17 protein-coding genes and 1 riboswitch are annotated in these 15,749 nt (G+C 72.3%); of the genes, 10 read left to right on the top strand and 7 right to left on the bottom strand.

Annotated elements, in window-relative coordinates; all coding sequences use genetic code 11:
• Window positions 1–58 precede the first annotated feature (58 nt).
• Both KUV85_RS17050 and KUV85_RS17055 read left to right on the top strand, forming a co-directional pair.
• A complete protein-coding gene (locus KUV85_RS17050; RefSeq protein ID WP_219961081.1) occupies window positions 59–1,717 on the top strand; it encodes a GMC family oxidoreductase in 1,659 nt (552 codons plus the stop codon).
• 11 nt (window positions 1,718–1,728) lie between these two features.
• Window positions 1,729–3,291, top strand: a complete 1,563-nt coding sequence (locus KUV85_RS17055) for a succinic semialdehyde dehydrogenase (RefSeq protein WP_219961082.1) — start codon at window positions 1,729–1,731, stop codon at window positions 3,289–3,291.
• A 119-nt stretch (window positions 3,292–3,410) separates the two neighbouring features.
• On the opposite strand, the gene KUV85_RS17060 is transcribed toward KUV85_RS17055, so the two are convergent.
• A complete protein-coding gene (locus KUV85_RS17060; protein WP_219961083.1) occupies window positions 3,411–3,839 on the bottom strand; it encodes an Hsp20/alpha crystallin family protein in 429 nt (142 codons plus the stop codon).
• A gap of 129 nt (window positions 3,840–3,968) precedes the next feature.
• Between KUV85_RS17060 and KUV85_RS17065 the strand changes: the two genes are divergently transcribed.
• Entirely contained in the window at window positions 3,969–4,238 is a 270-nt protein-coding gene (locus tag KUV85_RS17065) for a MerR family transcriptional regulator (RefSeq protein WP_219961084.1), read from the top strand.
• Between the two features lie 48 nt (window positions 4,239–4,286).
• Window positions 4,287–4,922: a hypothetical protein gene (locus KUV85_RS17070; RefSeq protein ID WP_219961085.1), complete on the top strand. Its 636-nt coding sequence runs from the start codon at window positions 4,287–4,289 to the stop codon at window positions 4,920–4,922.
• A gap of 130 nt (window positions 4,923–5,052) precedes the next feature.
• Here the strand turns inward: KUV85_RS17070 and KUV85_RS17075 are convergent, their stop codons facing one another.
• Both KUV85_RS17075 and KUV85_RS17080 read right to left on the bottom strand, forming a co-directional pair.
• Window positions 5,053–5,841, bottom strand: coding sequence for a dioxygenase family protein (locus KUV85_RS17075; protein WP_219961086.1), 789 nt, complete (start codon window positions 5,839–5,841; stop codon window positions 5,053–5,055).
• A gap of 46 nt (window positions 5,842–5,887) precedes the next feature.
• Window positions 5,888–6,589, bottom strand: coding sequence for a uracil-DNA glycosylase (locus KUV85_RS17080; protein WP_237690167.1), 702 nt, complete (start codon window positions 6,587–6,589; stop codon window positions 5,888–5,890).
• Window positions 6,590–6,627: 38 nt separating this feature from the next.
• Between KUV85_RS17080 and KUV85_RS17085 the strand changes: the two genes are divergently transcribed.
• Window positions 6,628–7,041 carry a hypothetical protein gene (locus KUV85_RS17085; protein ID WP_219961087.1) on the top strand — a complete coding sequence of 138 codons (414 nt, stop codon included), beginning with the start codon at window positions 6,628–6,630 and terminating at the stop codon, window positions 7,039–7,041.
• Between the two features lie 45 nt (window positions 7,042–7,086).
• On the top strand, window positions 7,087–7,368 hold the full coding sequence (locus tag KUV85_RS17090) for a GNAT family N-acetyltransferase (RefSeq protein ID WP_219961088.1): 282 nt from the start codon (window positions 7,087–7,089) through the stop codon (window positions 7,366–7,368).
• A gap of 169 nt (window positions 7,369–7,537) precedes the next feature.
• On the opposite strand, the gene KUV85_RS17095 is transcribed toward KUV85_RS17090, so the two are convergent.
• From KUV85_RS17095 to KUV85_RS17110, 4 genes are read right to left on the bottom strand one after another with little or no spacing between them, the layout of a single operon-like run.
• The gene (locus KUV85_RS17095) at window positions 7,538–8,980 is read right to left on the bottom strand and encodes a pyridoxal phosphate-dependent decarboxylase family protein (protein ID WP_219961089.1); all 1,443 of its coding nucleotides are present in this window, start codon (window positions 8,978–8,980) and stop codon (window positions 7,538–7,540) included.
• Complete coding sequence (locus tag KUV85_RS17100) at window positions 8,981–10,330, bottom strand: MFS transporter (RefSeq protein ID WP_219961090.1); 1,350 nt, start codon at window positions 10,328–10,330, stop codon at window positions 8,981–8,983. It lies immediately after the preceding gene.
• Window positions 10,327–11,502: an alpha/beta fold hydrolase gene (locus KUV85_RS17105; RefSeq protein WP_219961091.1), complete on the bottom strand. Its 1,176-nt coding sequence runs from the start codon at window positions 11,500–11,502 to the stop codon at window positions 10,327–10,329. Before KUV85_RS17105 ends, KUV85_RS17100 begins: the two co-directional genes overlap by 4 nt.
• Before the next feature lie 59 nt (window positions 11,503–11,561).
• Window positions 11,562–12,947: an alpha,alpha-trehalose-phosphate synthase (UDP-forming) gene (locus KUV85_RS17110; protein WP_219961092.1), complete on the bottom strand. Its 1,386-nt coding sequence runs from the start codon at window positions 12,945–12,947 to the stop codon at window positions 11,562–11,564.
• 147 nt (window positions 12,948–13,094) lie between these two features.
• Here KUV85_RS17110 and KUV85_RS17115 point away from each other — a divergent pair, with 147 nt between their 5' ends.
• From KUV85_RS17115 to otsB, 4 genes are all read left to right on the top strand, one after another.
• Window positions 13,095–13,391, top strand: coding sequence for a DUF3263 domain-containing protein (locus tag KUV85_RS17115; RefSeq protein WP_219961093.1), 297 nt, complete (start codon window positions 13,095–13,097; stop codon window positions 13,389–13,391).
• A gap of 3 nt (window positions 13,392–13,394) precedes the next feature.
• A complete protein-coding gene (locus KUV85_RS17120; protein WP_219961094.1) occupies window positions 13,395–13,940 on the top strand; it encodes a LytR C-terminal domain-containing protein in 546 nt (181 codons plus the stop codon).
• Between the two features lie 57 nt (window positions 13,941–13,997).
• Window positions 13,998–14,612, top strand: coding sequence for a hypothetical protein (locus tag KUV85_RS17125; RefSeq protein ID WP_219961095.1), 615 nt, complete (start codon window positions 13,998–14,000; stop codon window positions 14,610–14,612).
• Window positions 14,613–14,684: 72 nt separating this feature from the next.
• Window positions 14,685–15,524, top strand: a complete 840-nt coding sequence (gene otsB / locus KUV85_RS17130; RefSeq protein ID WP_219961096.1) for a trehalose-phosphatase — start codon at window positions 14,685–14,687, stop codon at window positions 15,522–15,524.
• An 81-nt stretch (window positions 15,525–15,605) separates the two neighbouring features.
• Window positions 15,606–15,746, top strand: a riboswitch (SAM riboswitch).
• The last annotated feature ends 3 nt before the right edge of the window (window positions 15,747–15,749 follow it).

Genomic DNA, 15,749 nt, shown 5'->3' on the forward strand with positions numbered 1-15,749 from the left:
ACGCGTTACAGTTGGCCGGACCGATCGCGGCAGTGACGCCTAGCAGGGAGACCCGAGCATGACGACGTGGGCATCGAGGAAGCAGCGCAGTGACGAGGCCGACTACGTCGTCGTGGGATCCGGCAGCTCCGGCGCGGTGGTCGCGGGCCGACTCGCCGAGGCCGGCCACTCGGTCATCCTCCTCGAGGCCGGCAAGGCCGACCGCCGCGGCATGCACGCCTACTTCACCAAGAAGCCCGGGATGATCGGGCCGATGCACTCCGAGCCCTCGCTGGAGAAGCACTTCGACTGGGGCTACCGCTCGGTGCCGCAGTCCGCGATGCTCGACCGGCAGCTGCCCGCGACGCGCGGCAAGGTCGCCGGTGGGTCCAGCTCGGTCAACGGCATGGTCTACGTGCGCGGCAACCGGGCCAACTACGACTCCTGGGCCGCCGAGGGCAACACCGGGTGGTCCGCCGACGAGGTCAACGAGGCCTTCAAGCGCTACGAGGACTACCAGGGCGGCGAGGACGCCTACCGCGGCGCCGGCGGGCCCATCAAGATCACCCTCAACGAGCGGCCGCAGGAGGCCACGCTCCAGTTCATCCAGGCCACCTCCGACACCCTCGGGGTCAAGGTGCTCGAGGACTACAACGGCGCCGAGCAGGAGGGCATCGGCCGGATGCAGCAGAACGCCGCCGGCGGCGTCCGCTACTCGGCCTCGCGTGGCTACCTCCACGACCTCGACCCCGCCGGGCTCGAGGTCCAGTGCGAGGCGCACGCCACCCGCATCGTGATCGAGGGCAACCGCGCCACCGGTGTCGAGGTGCTCGACACCGGCCGGGGCGGGGGCACCCGACGCCTCGTCCGCGCGGGCCGGGAGGTCATCGTCTCGGCCGGCTTCATCAACTCCCCGCAGCTGCTGATGCTCTCGGGCATCGGCCCTGCCGAGCACCTGGCGAGCCTGGGCATCGAGACCATCGCCGACCTGCCCGTCGGCGACAACATGCACGACCACCTCTTCCACCCGCTCTCGTTCCACGTGCCGAGCGTGGAGTACCAGGGCAACCCGAAGACCTTCTTCAAGGGCGTGGTCAAGGACGTCGTCCGCGGCGGCTCGTTCCTGGACAACTCCGTGTTCGAGTCCGTCGGGTTCGTGCGCACCAGCAGGGCCACCGACGTGCCCGACCTGCAGCTGCACCTGCTGCCGTGGACCTATCCCAGCCCCAACCAGGACGCCCCGATCCGGCACATGCCCGACCCGCGTCCCGGCGTCACGATCTTCTCCACGCTGATCTACCCCAAGAGCCGGGGCACCATCCGGTTGGCGTCGGCGGACCCGACCGCCGCGCCGCTCATCGACTACGGGTACTTCACCCACCCCGACGACGTCGAGGTCCTCGCCGAGGGCACCGAGATGATCCGGGAGATCATGGCCGGCGCCGCCTTCGGTGGCGGCGTCCGCGCCGAGATCCACCCGGGCCCCGAGGTCCCCAACGGCCCCGAACTGCGGGTCGCGCTGAAGAACCGCGCCACGTCGGTCTACCACGGCGTCGGGAGCTGCCGCATGGGCGTGGACGAGCGCGCCGTGGTCGGGCCCGACCTGACGGTGCGCGGCATCGAGGGGCTACGGGTCGCCGATGCCTCGATCATGCCCTCGATCACCGGCGGCAACACCAACGCGCCCTGCTACATGATCGGCGAGCGCGCCACCGACTTCATCCTCGACCGCGTCTGAGAGGCACCACCGTGAGCGACGTGCAGCGTCCCGCCAGCATCACCGACGAGTTCCTCACCCGGCTCGTCGCCCGGGTGCCGGGCAGCACCGGCAACACCTGGAAGCTCACCGAGGTCTACACCGGCGAGGTGCTCGTCGAGCTGCCGCAGTCGACACCGGAGGACATCGAGACGGCGTACGCCGAGGCGCGGGCGGCGCAGCGGCTGTGGGCCCAGTGGCCCCTCAAGCGGCGCCTGGAGGTCTTCCACCGTGCACACGCGCTGCTGGTCGACAACGCGCACACCATCGCCGACCTGATCCAGGTCGAGAGCGGGAAGAACCGCCGCATGGCCGTGGAGGAGAGCTGCGACCCGCCGATGGTGATCAGTCACTACCTCAAGCGCGCGCCGAAGCTGCTCAAGCCGGTCACGCGTGGCGGACCGGTGCCGGTCGTGACCACGTCGAAGGAGGTCCGTGTCCCCAAGGGCGTCGTCGGCGTGATCGCGCCGTGGAACTTCCCCTTCGCCACCGGACTCTCCGACGCGATCCCTGCGCTGATGGCGGGCAACGCCGTCGTGGTCAAGCCCGACAACAAGACCGCGCTGTCCCCCCTCTACGGGATCGAGCTGCTCGAGCGGGCCGGCCTGCCCAGGGGACTGTTCCAGGTCGTGTGCGGCGAGGGGCCCGACGTGGGACCGACACTGATCGACCACGCCGACTACGTGATGTTCACCGGTTCCACCGCAACGGGACGGGTCATCGGGGAGCGCGCCGGACGCAACCTCATCGGCTGCTGCCTCGAGCTCGGCGGCAAGAACCCGATGGTGGTGCTCGACGACGTCGACGCCGACGAATGGGCACAACAGGCCCTGTTCGCGGTCTTCGGCAACACCGGCCAGATCTGCATGGCGATGGAGCGGATGTACCTCCCCGCCTCGCGCTACGAGGAGCTCAAGGCCGCCTTCGTGCGGGCGACCGAGGCGCTGGTGATCGGCGCGACCTACGACTTCGGGCCCGAGATCGGCTCGCTGGTCAGCGTCGAGCAGCGCGAGCGGGTCGCGGGCCACGTCGAGGACGCCGTGGCCAAGGGCGCGACCGTCGTCACCGGTGGCCGTGAGCGCCCCGACATCGGGCCCGCGTTCTACGAGCCCACCGTCCTCGAGGGCGTCACCCGCGACATGGACGCCGGCTGCACCGAGACCTTCGGCCCCGTCGTGTCGCTCTACCCCTACCGCAGCATCGACGAGGCCGTCGTGCTCGCCAACGACACCGACTACGGCCTCAACGCCTCGGTCTGGGGCACCGACCTGGAGCGCGCCGAGGCGGTCGCCCACCGGATCGAGTCGGGCAACGTCAACATCAACGACGGCCTCGCCGCGGCGTACGCCGCCAAGGGGACGCCGTCGGGCGGGGTCAAGAACTCCGGCGTCGGTGCCCGTCACGGCGACCAGGGCCTGCTGAAGTACACCGACGTCAAGAACGTCGCCACGGTCAAGAAGCCCGTCCTCGGGCCCCAGCCCGGCCAGGACTACGACGCCTACGTCAAGCAGATGCTGACCTCGTTGAAGGTCATGAAACGCCTCCGCGTCCGCTGACCGGGTGCCGAGTCGGCGCGAACTCGGCTCATGAACGTGCCGAGTCGGCGTGAACTCGGCTCATGAACGTGCCGAGTCGGCGTGAACTCGACGAGCTCACGCCGACTCGACGGCCCGGGTCAGGCGGTGAGTTCCTTAGCGCCCCCGCTGACCTCGATCTTGCGCGGCTTGGCCTTCTCCGCGACCGGCACGACCAGGCGCAGCACGCCCGCGTCGTACGACGCGTCGATGCGGTCCAGGTCGAGGTTGTCGCCGAGCACGAGCTGCCGGCTGAACTGGCCGTGCGGCCGCTCGGAGGCGAGTCGCTCCCAGTCGCCGTTGCCGGCCACGCGCTCGGCGCGGACCGTCAGCACGTTGCGCTCGACGTCGATGTCGATGCTCTCGGCGCTGACGCCGGGGAGGTCGAACTCGAGCACGAAGTCCTCGCCCTCGCGCCAAGCGTCCATCGGCATCACGCTCGGACGGTTGGTGGTCCCGGTCGCTCCGCCGAGGAGCTGGTTGGCCAGGCGGTCGAAGTCGCGGAAGGGGTCGGTGGTGCGGATCAACATGGTTCCTCCTCAGTGGATCTCGGGTACTACGTAATCTGTAACAGACAATATAGGTGATATGTTCCGGAGAAGGCAATAAACCTGTCAACGTCTCCGGGAGGCACCGTGGAGCCGTCACGACACCGGGGCGTGTATGCCATCTCCGTCGCCGCCGACATGGCCGCGATGCAGGTGCAGAACCTGCGGGTCTACGAGCGGCGGGGCCTGATCGAGCCCGACCGCACGGCCGGCGGCTCGCGCCTCTACAGCGCCGCCGACGTCGACCGACTGGTGCGCATCGGCGAGCTCCTCGCCGAGGGGCTCAACCTCGCAGGGATCGGCCGGGTCCTCCGACTGGAGGCCGAGGTGGCGCGGCTGCAGGAGGACAACCGGCGCCTGCGACGTGCGCGGAGGACATGAGCCCGCGTGCTCATGCGTCGCTGGGGGCGACGGGCCTAGGTTCGTGTCGTGCTCCGACTCCGATCCGCCACTGCCGTCGCGGCCCTCTGCCTGTTCGTGCTGACCTCGTGCGGTGAGCGACCGAGCGCCGCGAGCACCGAGGACGGTCCGGCGCCACTCTCCGACGCCACGGTCGAGCGCGTGCTCGCCCAGGGCGTGGACCCGGCGCTCGTCCACACGATCGACCTCCCCGGCTTCACCCTCGTGGAGCACTCGGCGGGCGTCGTCGGCGATGCCGACTACGGCGCCTTCTACGCAGCTGAGCCGCCCACCGATCCGGTCTGGTTCGAGGTCGCGGCAGGAGGGTTCGGCGGACAACGCTGCCGGACGCAGCCGCTGGTCACCCCGTCGACCGCCCCGCTCGACGTCGCCGAGTGCCGACCCGACGGCGACGACGGGTGGTACCGCGTCGGCGGCGACCGGCACGAGTACGTCCTCGAGGCGCGCGGCCACCACCTGCGCCTCAGTGCGCCGACCGGGGCGATCGATCGCGCGACCATGCGCTCGGCCCTGGTCGGCGCGCGCGACCGGGCTGGCAACCAGCCCGTGCCGGCCCCGTCGACCCCCGTCGAGCGCGGCGACCTGCCCTCGACCGGCGACGGCGCGCCCGTCGACCCCTGCGCGACCGAATGCCCGGGTGGCTGACGCTGCCGGACGGCGTACGCCGCTGCCGAGTCGGCGCGAACTCGGCGAATGCGGGCCGGCGCGAGCGTGCTGTCAGCCGAGTTGGCGCCGACTCGGCACCTCTCCGAGCCGAGTTGGCGCCGACTCGCGGTCAGGAGACCTGGAGGCTCCGCTTGGACAGGCCCATCCAGAACTCGTCGGCGATGACTTGGGTGCCCGGCCGGCCGGGGTCGGTCGCGGCGCCGAGGGTGACGAACAGGGGGCTGTAGTGCTCCACGCTCGGGTGGGCATAGGGCATGCCCGGCGCGCGGTCGCGGTACGCCGCGAGCTCGTCCACGTCGCCGCGGGACAGCGCCTCGGCGGCCCAGGCGTCGAAGTCGGTGGACCAGCCCGGCGGCGGTGCGTCGATGCGGAAGTCCCGCAGGAACGGCAGGCCGTGGGTGAGGAACCCCGACCCCACGATGAGCACTCCTTCGTCGCGCAGTGCCTGCAGCCGCCGTCCGATGGCGAGCAGCCGCTCGGGGTCGTGGTTGGGCAGCGACATCTGCAGCACGGGGATGTCGGCCTCGGGGTACATCAGCTTCAGTGGCACCCACGCCCCGTGGTCCAGGCCGCGTGAGGAGTGCTGGTGCACCGGCTCGGTCGCGGGCATCAGGGCGGCCACCCGTGCGGCGAGGTCGGAGGCGTCGGGGGTGTCGTAGCGCTCGAGGTAGTACTTCGGGTCGAAGCCGCCGAAGTCGTAGACCAGCTCCACGCCGCTGGCCGAGAGCGCGATCGGCGCGGACTCCCAGTGGGCGCTGACGATCAGGATCGCGCGCGGTCGGGGGAGGTCGCGGGCCCACGCCGCGAGCTGGGCGGACCACCGCGGGTCGTCGAGCAGGGGCGGTGCGCCGTGGCCGATGTAGAGCGCGGGCATGCGCTCGGCCGTGGAGGTGTCCATGGTGAGGGAACTGATTGAGTGTTCAACTTTGTTCCCGGCTCCGCGATCATCCCTCCGGCAGGCTCCAGTCCACCGGCTCCCGGCCCTGGTCGGCGAGCAGTTGGTTGACCCGCGAGAAGGGCCGCGACCCGAAGAAGCCCCGGTAGGCCGACAGCGGCGAGGGGTGGGGCGCGGTCAGCACGGGGATCGGGTCGAGCCGCGGCGCCAACCCCTGCGCATCGCGCCCCCACAGCACCGCGGCGTACGCCGCCCCGCCGCGCGCCCGCTCGACGAGCACGTCGATCGCATGGCCGGTGACCTCCTCCCAGCCCTTGCCGCGGTGGGAGGCGGGGGTGCCGGGCCGCACCGTGAGTGACCGGTTGAGCAGCATGACGCCCTGGTCGTTCCAGGCCCGCAGGTCGCCGTGCCGCGGCGGCACGACGCCGAGGTCGTCGCGGTACTCGGTGTAGATGTTGATCAGGCTCTTGGGCAGTGGCCACACGTCGCGCTCGACGGCGAAGGAGAGGCCGATGGGGTGCCCCGGTGTCGGGTAGGGGTCCTGACCGACGACGAGCACCTTCACCTGGGCGAGCGGCGCACGGAACGCGCGGAAGACGTGGTCGCCGCCCGGGAGGTAGGACCGCCCGGCCGCGACCTCCGCGCGGAGGAACTCACCCATCGCCGCGATCCGGTCCTCGACCGGCGCCATCGCCTCGGCCCAGTCCGCTGCCATCAGGCCCTTGTCGACCATTCCCTGCAACACGCTCATGGCGCCCGATTGTGCCGCCTCGCCACTAGGCTCTCGGCATGGCTCGTCGCGCCACCGTCGAGGACGTCCACGAGATCGCCGCCGGGATGCCCGGTGCGACCCGGTGGCCCGACAGCGAGAACGCGATCTACCAGGTCAGTCGCCGCAGCTTCGTCTTCTTCCGCACGCCCCGCCCCGATGCGGTGGACCCCGACACGGGGGAGCGCTACGACGACGTCATCGTGTTCTGGGTCGAGACCGAGGAGGACAAGCACGCGTTGGTCGAGGACCCCACGACCCCGTTCTTCACCACGGCCCACTTCGACGGCCACTGCTCGGTCCTGCTCCGCGGCTCCCGGGTCGGTGAGCTCGACCGCGACGAGCTCGCCGAGGTCGTGTACGACGCCTGGCTGGCCCGCGCAGGCAAGCGCGCGCGGGCCAGGTGGCTCGCCGAGCACGGGTTGGCCGAGTAGCGACGACGGCGACCGGCACGACGACGGTGGCCGTAGGTTGGGGACATGACTGATGCACGGGTGAGCCAGCACGCGGAGCAGAGCCGATTCGAGGTCCACGTCGAGGGTCGCCGGGCCGGGCTCGCCGACTACGTCGACCGCGACGGGGTCCGCGACTTCGTCCACACCGAGGTCGACGACGCCTTCGAGGGGCAGGGGGTCGGCAGCACGCTGATCCGGGAGGCGCTGGACCACACCCGCGCCGACGGGCTCCGGGTCCGGCCGACCTGCCCGTTCGTCCGGGCCTGGATCGAGAAGCACCCCGACCACCAAGACCTGCTGGCCTGAGGCACGTGTCGGCCTGAGGCACGTGTCGGCCCGAGCGCCTGGCGAAAAAGCAGCGGCGGCGCCCCTCTCCCTCCCAGGGGCGCCGCACCAGCTGCGCTGCACCCGAACCTAGGCGCTGCGGCGCCGCCTGCCATCGGGAAATCGGCGCGAGCTCGGTGACCCGTTCGGACTAGTCCGCGGCACCGCGGACCGGCCGCATCAGGCGGTCCAGGAACGCCACCAGCACCGCCTCGCGCACCGCCGGGGCGGCGACGTCGAGCAGCACGTTGACCGGGGCCATGCGGTCGGGCAGGTCGAGCCCGCCCCCGCCGCCGACGAGGCCGGCCGCGGCCAGCAGGCCGTCGAACTCCTCCTCGGACAGGCCGGCAGGATCCAGGGAGCGGATGAGGTCGGCCACGTCCGGGTCCACGCCCACCGGGCCGGCGGTGACCGCCGCCGCGACCGACTCCGACAGGGCGGCGAGGAACTCCGCGGCCGGAGTCGCCGCGCTGACCGACAGGTGGATCGTCGGCGGCTGGTCGCCGTAGGAGAGCTGCGGCTGGACGTACCACCCCCGCGCAGCCATCTCGTCACACACCGTGAACGCGTCGCACGTGGCATCGGTGTGCAGCGCGACCAGCGTCGAGTCCGGCCTCGCCGCCAGCTCGACGCCGGGCACGTCGGCCACGCCCGCCGCGATCGCGTCGGTGACCGAGAACGCCGCGGCCGCCAGGTCGGCGTACCCGTCGTCGCCGAGCGCCCGCACCGTCGCCCACGCACCGGCGACCGGTCCGCCCGAGCGCGTCGACTGCATCGTCGAGTTCAGCATCGTGTAGCCGGGCCAGTCGGCGTGGGCGAAGAACTGCGGACGCCGCAGCGCCGCCGTGCGGTGCAGCAGCACCGAGGTGCCCTTGGGGGCATAGCCGTACTTGTGCAGGTCCAGCGAGATCGAGGTGACGCCGTCGACGGCGAAGGTCCACGGCGGCACCGGGCGGCCGAGCCGCGCGGCGTAGGGGAGCACCCAGCCGCCGATGCAGGCGTCGACGTGGCACCGGATGCCGCGTTCGGCCGCGAGCCCCGCGAGCTCGGTGACCGGGTCGACCACGCCGTGCGCGTACGACGGTGCGGAGCCGACCACGAGCACGGTGCTGTCGTCGATCGCGGCCGCCGTGGCCGCGACGTCGGCGCGGTGGTCGGCGCCGGTGGGCACCACCACGATGCGCAGCCCGAAGTAGTGGGCGGCCTTGTGGAAGGCAGCGTGCACGGTGTCGGGCACCACCAGGGAGGGGCGGGCGACGTCGGGCCGCGCGTCGCGCGCCGCCTGCACGGCGAGCAGGCAGGACTCGGTGCCGCCGGAGGTCACCGAGCCGACGACGCCCTCGGGGGCGCCGAGCAGGTCGGCGGCGAAGCCGACCAGCTCGTTCTCCATCTGCAGCAGGCTGGGGAACGCCGTGGGGTCCAGGCCGTTGCTGAAGGCGTGCGTCGCCACGGCCTCCCGGGCGACCGCCTCCACCGCCTCCAGGCCGGAGTCGAAGACGTAGGCCAGCGTGCGACCGCCCCCGACGGGCAGGTCACCCGCCCGCATCTCGGCCAGCCGCGACCGCACCCGCGCGGTCTGTTCACTCCCGCTCATCTACTCCAGCACCTCCAGTTCCTCGGTCCGGTCCACGGTCCGCTCGTCCAACGTGTAGCGCCACAGCCACCACAGGCTCGCCACCACCAGCACCGCCGGCAGCACCGAGTAGCCCAGCGTGATCGCCATCAGCGCCGCCTCGCCCTGCACCACCTCGCCGTCGCTGCTGGAGCGGTAGCCACCCAGCGCGAGCACCACGGCGTAGACCCCGGGGCCCAACGCCAGGCCCAGCGTCTCGCCGGCGGTCCAGACCCCGGTGAAGACCCCCACCCGCGAGGTGCCGGTACGCCGCGCGTCCACCGCCGCGGTGTCGGGCAGCATCGCCAGCGGGAAGACCTGGCAGCCGGCGTAACCGACGCCGACCAGGCCGGTGGCGACGAAGGCCCAGGCGTCGGGCGCGACCCCGGCCGCGCTGGCGCCCGCCGCACCGGTCGCCAGCACCACCGAGGAGGCCAGGAAGCCGCGTCTCTTGCCCACCCGGGCACCGATGGCGGCCCACACCGGGGTCAGCACCAGGGCGGGGCCGACGAAGCAGACGAAGAGCAGCGTGGTCGCCCCGGGGACCTCCAGCACGTCGCCGGCGACGTAGTCGACCCCGGCGAGCATGCACCCGGTCGCGAGCGCCTGGACCACGAATGTGGTGAGCAGCAGCCGGAAGTCGCGCACCGCGGCCACGATGCGCAGCTGCTCGCGCAGCGAACCGGGTCCCGGCTGGACCTCCAGGTGCGGGGCCCGCCGCGTGCCGGCGTACGCCGCGAGCGCGCCGATCAGGATCACCGCCCCCATGGCGACGCCCATGACGCGATAGCCGTCGCGGCCCCCGACGGCGTCACGGATCAGCGGGGCGGTGGCACCAGTGAGCATGATGGTGAACGCCAGCAGCGCCACCCGCCACGTCATCAGCCGCGTGCGCTCCTCGTAGCGGTCGGTGATCTCGGCCGGCATCGCCACGTAGGGCACCTGGAAGAACGCGTACGCCGTCGCGCAGGCCAGGAACGCCACCAGTACCCACGCGGCGTCGGCGGTGCGTCCCATCTCCGGCGCCGCGAAGAGCAGCGCGAAGCAGGCCGCCAGCACGACCCCGGCCCGCAGCAGCCAGGGGCGGCGCGGGCCGCGCGGGTCGACGGTGCGGTCACTGATCCGGCCCGCGATCGGGTTCAGGACGACGTCCCAGGCCTTGGGCAGGAAGACGATGGCGCCCGCGAGGAGCGCCGGCACGGCCAGGGAGTCGGTGAGGAAGGGCAGCAGCATCAGCCCCGGCACCGTGCCGAAGGCACCGGTCGCGACCGATCCGGCGCCGTACCCGATGCGGACGCCGCGCGGCAGGCGGCCGGGACCGGTGGCGGTCAACGCGAGAGGGCTCGCGAGGCCGAGGAGGAGTGGCGCCGCCGACGGTTGGTGCCGATGCCTTCGGTCGCCTCCTCCGCCGTGCCGTCCTCCTCGTCGTCCGCTGCGTCGCTGGACCACTGGGTGATCCACTCGTCCATGACCTGCCACGTCGTGTGCCGGGCGGCCCGGCCGGTGAGCATGCCCAGGTGCCCGCCGGGCACGACCTCGAAGCGGGTCTCGGGCGAGCCGGTCAGCAGCGGCATGAGCGCCTGCACCGACTTGACCGGCGCGATGCCGTCCACGGCGCCGGCGAAAGCCAGGACCGGTACGTCGATGTCGGCGAAGGAGATCGTGCGGTCGTCGAGCTCGAACTCGCCACCGACGAGGGAGTTGCCCTTCGCGAAGCGGTGGTAGAGCTGGCCGAAGGTGCGCCCGGGGTAGGCGATCATGTTGTCGGTGAAGCGGTCCACGGCCTCGATCTGGGCGAGGAAGTCCGCGTCGTCGGAGTTGGCCGCCAGTGCCAGCGGCTTGGTGACCAGCTTCTGGAACGACGACAGCTGGAAGGCCCACTTCACCAGCGGCTTCGGGGCGCCGCCCAGCAGCTGGTAGCCCCGGGTGATCGGGCTGAACCGGTCGCCGAGGTTGAGCAGCGGGCGGATCGGGGCGATCAGGGGCACCTGGCTGACGTCGATGGGAGAGCCCACGATGGTCAGCGAGGCCAGCGGCAGGTCGTCGGCGTCGGCGGCGGTGAGCAGCGCGAAGATGCCGCCCAGGCTCCAGGCGACGACGTGCACCGGACGGCCGCCCGCGTGCTCGGAGGCCGCGCGGATCGCCTCCGGGACGACCTCGTCGATCCAGTGCTCCATGCCCAGGCTGCGGTCCTTGAAGGACACCTCGCCGTACTCGACCAGGTACGTCGGCCGGCCGCCGGTGACGAAGTGCTCGGCCACCGAGCACCCGCGCCGCAGGTCGAAGCACAGCGCCGGGGCGGCCAGCGGGGTGACCAGCAGCACCGGGTCGCCGGTCTCACGGGCGGTGGCCGAGGGGCGGTAGTGGTAGAGCTCCCGCAGCGTGCCCTCGTCGATGAGGGTGCGCGGCATCGGTCGCAGGTCGGCCAGGCCGCCGTAGAGCACCTTGTGGGCGACGTTGCCGGCGGCCGAGACGACCTGGTCGGGCTTGGGGAGCAGGTCCATGGGGTGAAATTACCCCCGGGACGTCCCCGGTGTCGCGGTTGTCCGGGGAGCCGTCGGGCTCAGGAGTCCTCGAGCTCGGTCATGAAGCGGGTCGCCCAGGCCTCGACGTCGTGCTGGGCGATGGTGCGCCGCATCGCGCGCATCCGGCGGCGCAGGTCCTTGGAGTCGGCGTGGTAGGCGTCAAGCATCGCCTGCTTCATCCCGTTGATGTCGTAGGGGTTGACCAGCCAGGCCTGGCGCAGCTCGGCCGCCGCGCCCGCGAACTCCGAGAGGACCAGGGCGCCGTCCTCCTCGACCCGGCACGCGACGTACTCCTTGGCGACCAGGTTCATCCCGTCACGGAAGGGCGTCACCGCCATCACGTCGGCGGTGCGGTAGAGCGCGGCCATCTCCTCGCGCGGGTAGGAGGAGTGGAGGTAGCTGATCGCCGGCCGGCCGATGCGGCCGAGGTCGCCGTTGATGCGGCCGACGAGCCGGTCGATGTCGTCGCGGAGGATGCGGTACTGCTCGACCCGCTCCCGCGAGGGCACCGCGACCTGCACGAAGACGGCGTCCTCGACGGAGAAGTGCCCCTCGGCGATCAGCTCGGAGAAGGCGCGCAGCCGGGCGTGGATGCCCTTGGTGTAGTCGAGCCGGTCGATGCCGAGGAAGACCTTGCGCGGGTTGCCCAGGGCCTCGCGGATCGCCTTCGAGCGCTGCACCACCTCGTCGTCGCGGGCGAGCTCCTCGAACCCGGCGGCGTCGATGGAGATCGGGAAGGCCGCCGCCCGCACCTCGCGCCCGTCGGGCAGCGAGATGGTGTTGCGGTGGGTCTTGTGGCCCACGCGCTGGCGTACGAGGCGGACGAAGTTGGTGGCGCCTCCGGGCAGCTGGAAGCCGAGCAGGTCCGCGCCGAGCAGCCCCTCGAGGATCTCGCGGCGCCACGGGAGCTGCTGGAAGAGCTCGGCCGGCGGGAAGGGGATGTGGAGGTAGAAGCCGATCCGCAGGTCGGGACGGAGCTCGCGCAGCATCTGCGGCACCAGCTGGAGCTGGTAGTCGTGCACCCAGACCATGGCGTGCTCGGCAGCGAGCTCGGCGGCCTGCTCGGCGAAGCGCCGGTTGACCTCGACGTAGGAGTCCCACCACTCGCGGTGGAACTCCGGCTTGGCGACCACGTCGTGGTAGATCGGCCACAGGGTGCCGTTGGAGAAGCCCTCGTAGTGACCCTCGATCTCCTCGTCGGTCATCGACATCGGCACCAGCGACAGTCCGTCGACCTCGAACGGGGCGAGGTCCTGCTCGGTGCCGCCGGGCCAACCGACCCACACGCCGTCGCCGGAGCGCATCACCGGCTCGATGGCGCTGACCAGTCCGCCGGGGGAGCGCCGCCACCCGGGCGCGCCGTCGGGACCGACGACCCGGTCGACCGGGAGTCGATTGGCGACGATCACCAGGTGGTTGGCCACGGGGGTCACTCTAGTCGAGCGATCCACCCCGGCCGGACACGATCTGGACCGCGCCCGGCGCGTCGCCGCGTGCCGAATGACATCGATGTGATTAGGGGTCTACAGTTGGCCGCGTCAGCAACCGCTGGATGGGGGCGAGGAGAAGCCATGGACCCGCAGCTGAGCACAGAGCCCGAGGGTGGCGCGGACGTCGCGTCCCTGAGTGAGCGCGACGCGGCCATCCTCGACTTCGAGCGCCAGTGGTGGAAGTACGCCGGGGCCAAGGAGGCCGCGGTCCGGGAGAAGTTCGACATGAGCTCCACCCGCTACTACCAGGTGCTCAACGCACTCATCGACCGTCCCGAGGCGCTGGAGTCCGACCCGCTGCTCGTACGTCGCCTGCGCCGCCTGCGTGCGCAGCGCCAGCGGCAGCGCTCGGCGCGTCGACTGGGTTTCGAGGTCTGAATGATGCGTGACCGTCCCCGTCGCACCGCCGGTGCCCGCACCGAGCGCGGCACGGTCCTTCCCTCGCCGGTCGTCATCCTGTCGGTCCTCGCGGTGGCATTCGCCGCCGTCGCCTTCGTGGTCACCACCGGCGACGAGCCGGCCGAGCGCGTGGTCGACCAGGCCTCCTCCAGCGAGTCCTCGACGTCCTCGCCCGCGACGAGCGAGGAGCCGAGCACCGACGCCACCGAGCAGCAGAAGAAGAAGCAGCAGAAGAAGAAGCCCCCGCCGGTCCAGCGTGGCCAGGTGCCGGTCGTGGTGTTCAACAACACCGGCATCACCGGGCTCGCCGGCCAGGTCTCCGGCCGGGCCACCGAGGTCGGCTGGGACGTCGTCGCCGCCGACAACTGGTACGGCACCGTGCCGGCGACCACGGTGTACCACGGCCCGCAGATGAAGCGCGCCGCCAACCAGCTCGCGCTGGACCTCGGGGTCGAGCGGGTCCTGCCGGCCATCGAGTCGATGAGCAACGACCGGCTCACCCTGATCCTCACCGGCCAGCTCGACTGAGCCTCCCGCCACCGCAGGCGCGGTCCCGTGGCGCTCGCGCCGGTGTAGCGTCGAGGCATGGAGCCCCCGCTCCCGTCCCCGCGGCGCGAGGTGCCGTTCGCACGGCCGGTCGGTGACTGGCTGCGCGGCGTACTCACGCCCCGCCGGCGGCGCCGGGGCTCACTCGTCCTGGCCTTCCTCGGCGGCGTGCTCGGCACCGTGGTCGCGCTGTGGTGGTGGCGGGACCTCCCGCCGGACACGGCGGCCCCGCCCGCGACCCCGCGGGAGCCTGCCGCTGCGTGGGGCGCCAGCGAGGTGCGCCTGGTGCTCCACCGCGTCGTGCCCGCCGCGGACGCCGCGGACGGGGTGCTGCAGATCGAGGCCGCCCTGCTCCACGGTCGCGGCGACGGCACGGCGACCGTCACCGGCGTCCACCGTCCCGGCGGCAGTGTTGCGATCGACGCCCCCGCGCTGCCGGTGCAGCTGTCGGTCAACCGCTCCTACGTCCCGATCCGGCTCGCGGTGTCCCCGCGGGACTGCGACCTGGCCACGGAGTGGACGCCGAGTGCGCAGCCGTTCGTGCTCACCTGGCACGACGAGACCGGCGAGGTCACCGAGGAGGTCGGCGGGGACCACGACGCCGCGATGGAGATCGCCCTGATCCGCCACCTCGACGCGGCCTGCGCCCGCTGACCCACGCGCGGACCGGGGCCGAGCGGGGCGGCTGCCGGACCGGCCGGAGGGGCGGCGTGATGGGATGGCGGTGTGGATTTCGCATCCGCCCGCGCCGAACGCCGCTACGCCGACCTGGCCGCTGCGGCGCCCTCGGTCGTGATCGGACTCGACTTCGACGGCACGCTGGCGCCGATCGTCGCCGACCCGACCCGGGCCCACATCCACCCCGATGCCGCACCGGTGCTGGTGGACCTCGCCGCCGAGGTGGGCGGGGTCGCGATCATCACCGGCCGCCCGGTCCGCCAGGTGCTCGAACTGGGCAACCTCGACGACCTGGGCGCCCGGATCCGCGCCGCCGGCGGGGCGTTCGACGTCTACGGCCAGTACGGCAACGAGCGCTGGAGCGCCGGCACCCGGCGCATCGTGAGCCCGCGGCCGCCCCGGGGGCTGGCGACCTTCGAGCGCGACCTGCCCCGGGCGCTGCGCTCGGCCGGCGCGGAGGAGGCCTACGTCGAGGACAAGGGCCTGGCGGTCGCCGTGCACACACGGCGGCTGGCCGAGCCGGCCGCGGCGTTCGACCGCCTGCTGCCCCTCCTGCGCGGGCTGGCCGACCGGCACGGGCTCGCCCTGGAGCTGGGCAAGAGCGTGATCGAGGTGCGCGACGCCGCGACCCACAAGGGCAGCGTGGTCGACGAGCTCGCCACCGCCCGCGACGCCCGCGGCTTCCTCTACGCCGGGGACGACCTGGGTGACATCGAGGCGTTCGAGGCCGTCGAGGCCCTGCGCGAGCGCGGGCTCGCCACGCTGCGGGTGTGCTCGCTCTCCGAGGAGCACACCGCCTTGGCCGACCGCGCCGACGTGATCGTGCGGGGCCCGGACGGCGTGCTGGGCCTGCTCCGCCAACTCGTCGACGACGTACGTCGCCGCTGAGCGATCCCACATCGCGGACCGCCGTCTCGCCTGACGGGACGCCGATTCGTGCCGTGTGGTCCCGGCTCCTAGGCTGGGCGCAGCTCATCCAGAGGGACTGAGGGAACGGCCCGTCGAAGTCCCGGCAACCGCCGCAGCACCCCGCTCCGACCCCCGTCGGAGTCCTGCGGAAACGGTGCCAAGTCCGGCCCTGCGCGACCGTCGCGCCGGGACAGATGAGAAGGA

It is taken from the genome of Nocardioides panacisoli (assembly GCF_019448235.1).
GTDB lineage: Bacteria > Actinomycetota > Actinomycetes > Propionibacteriales > Nocardioidaceae > Nocardioides > Nocardioides panacisoli_A.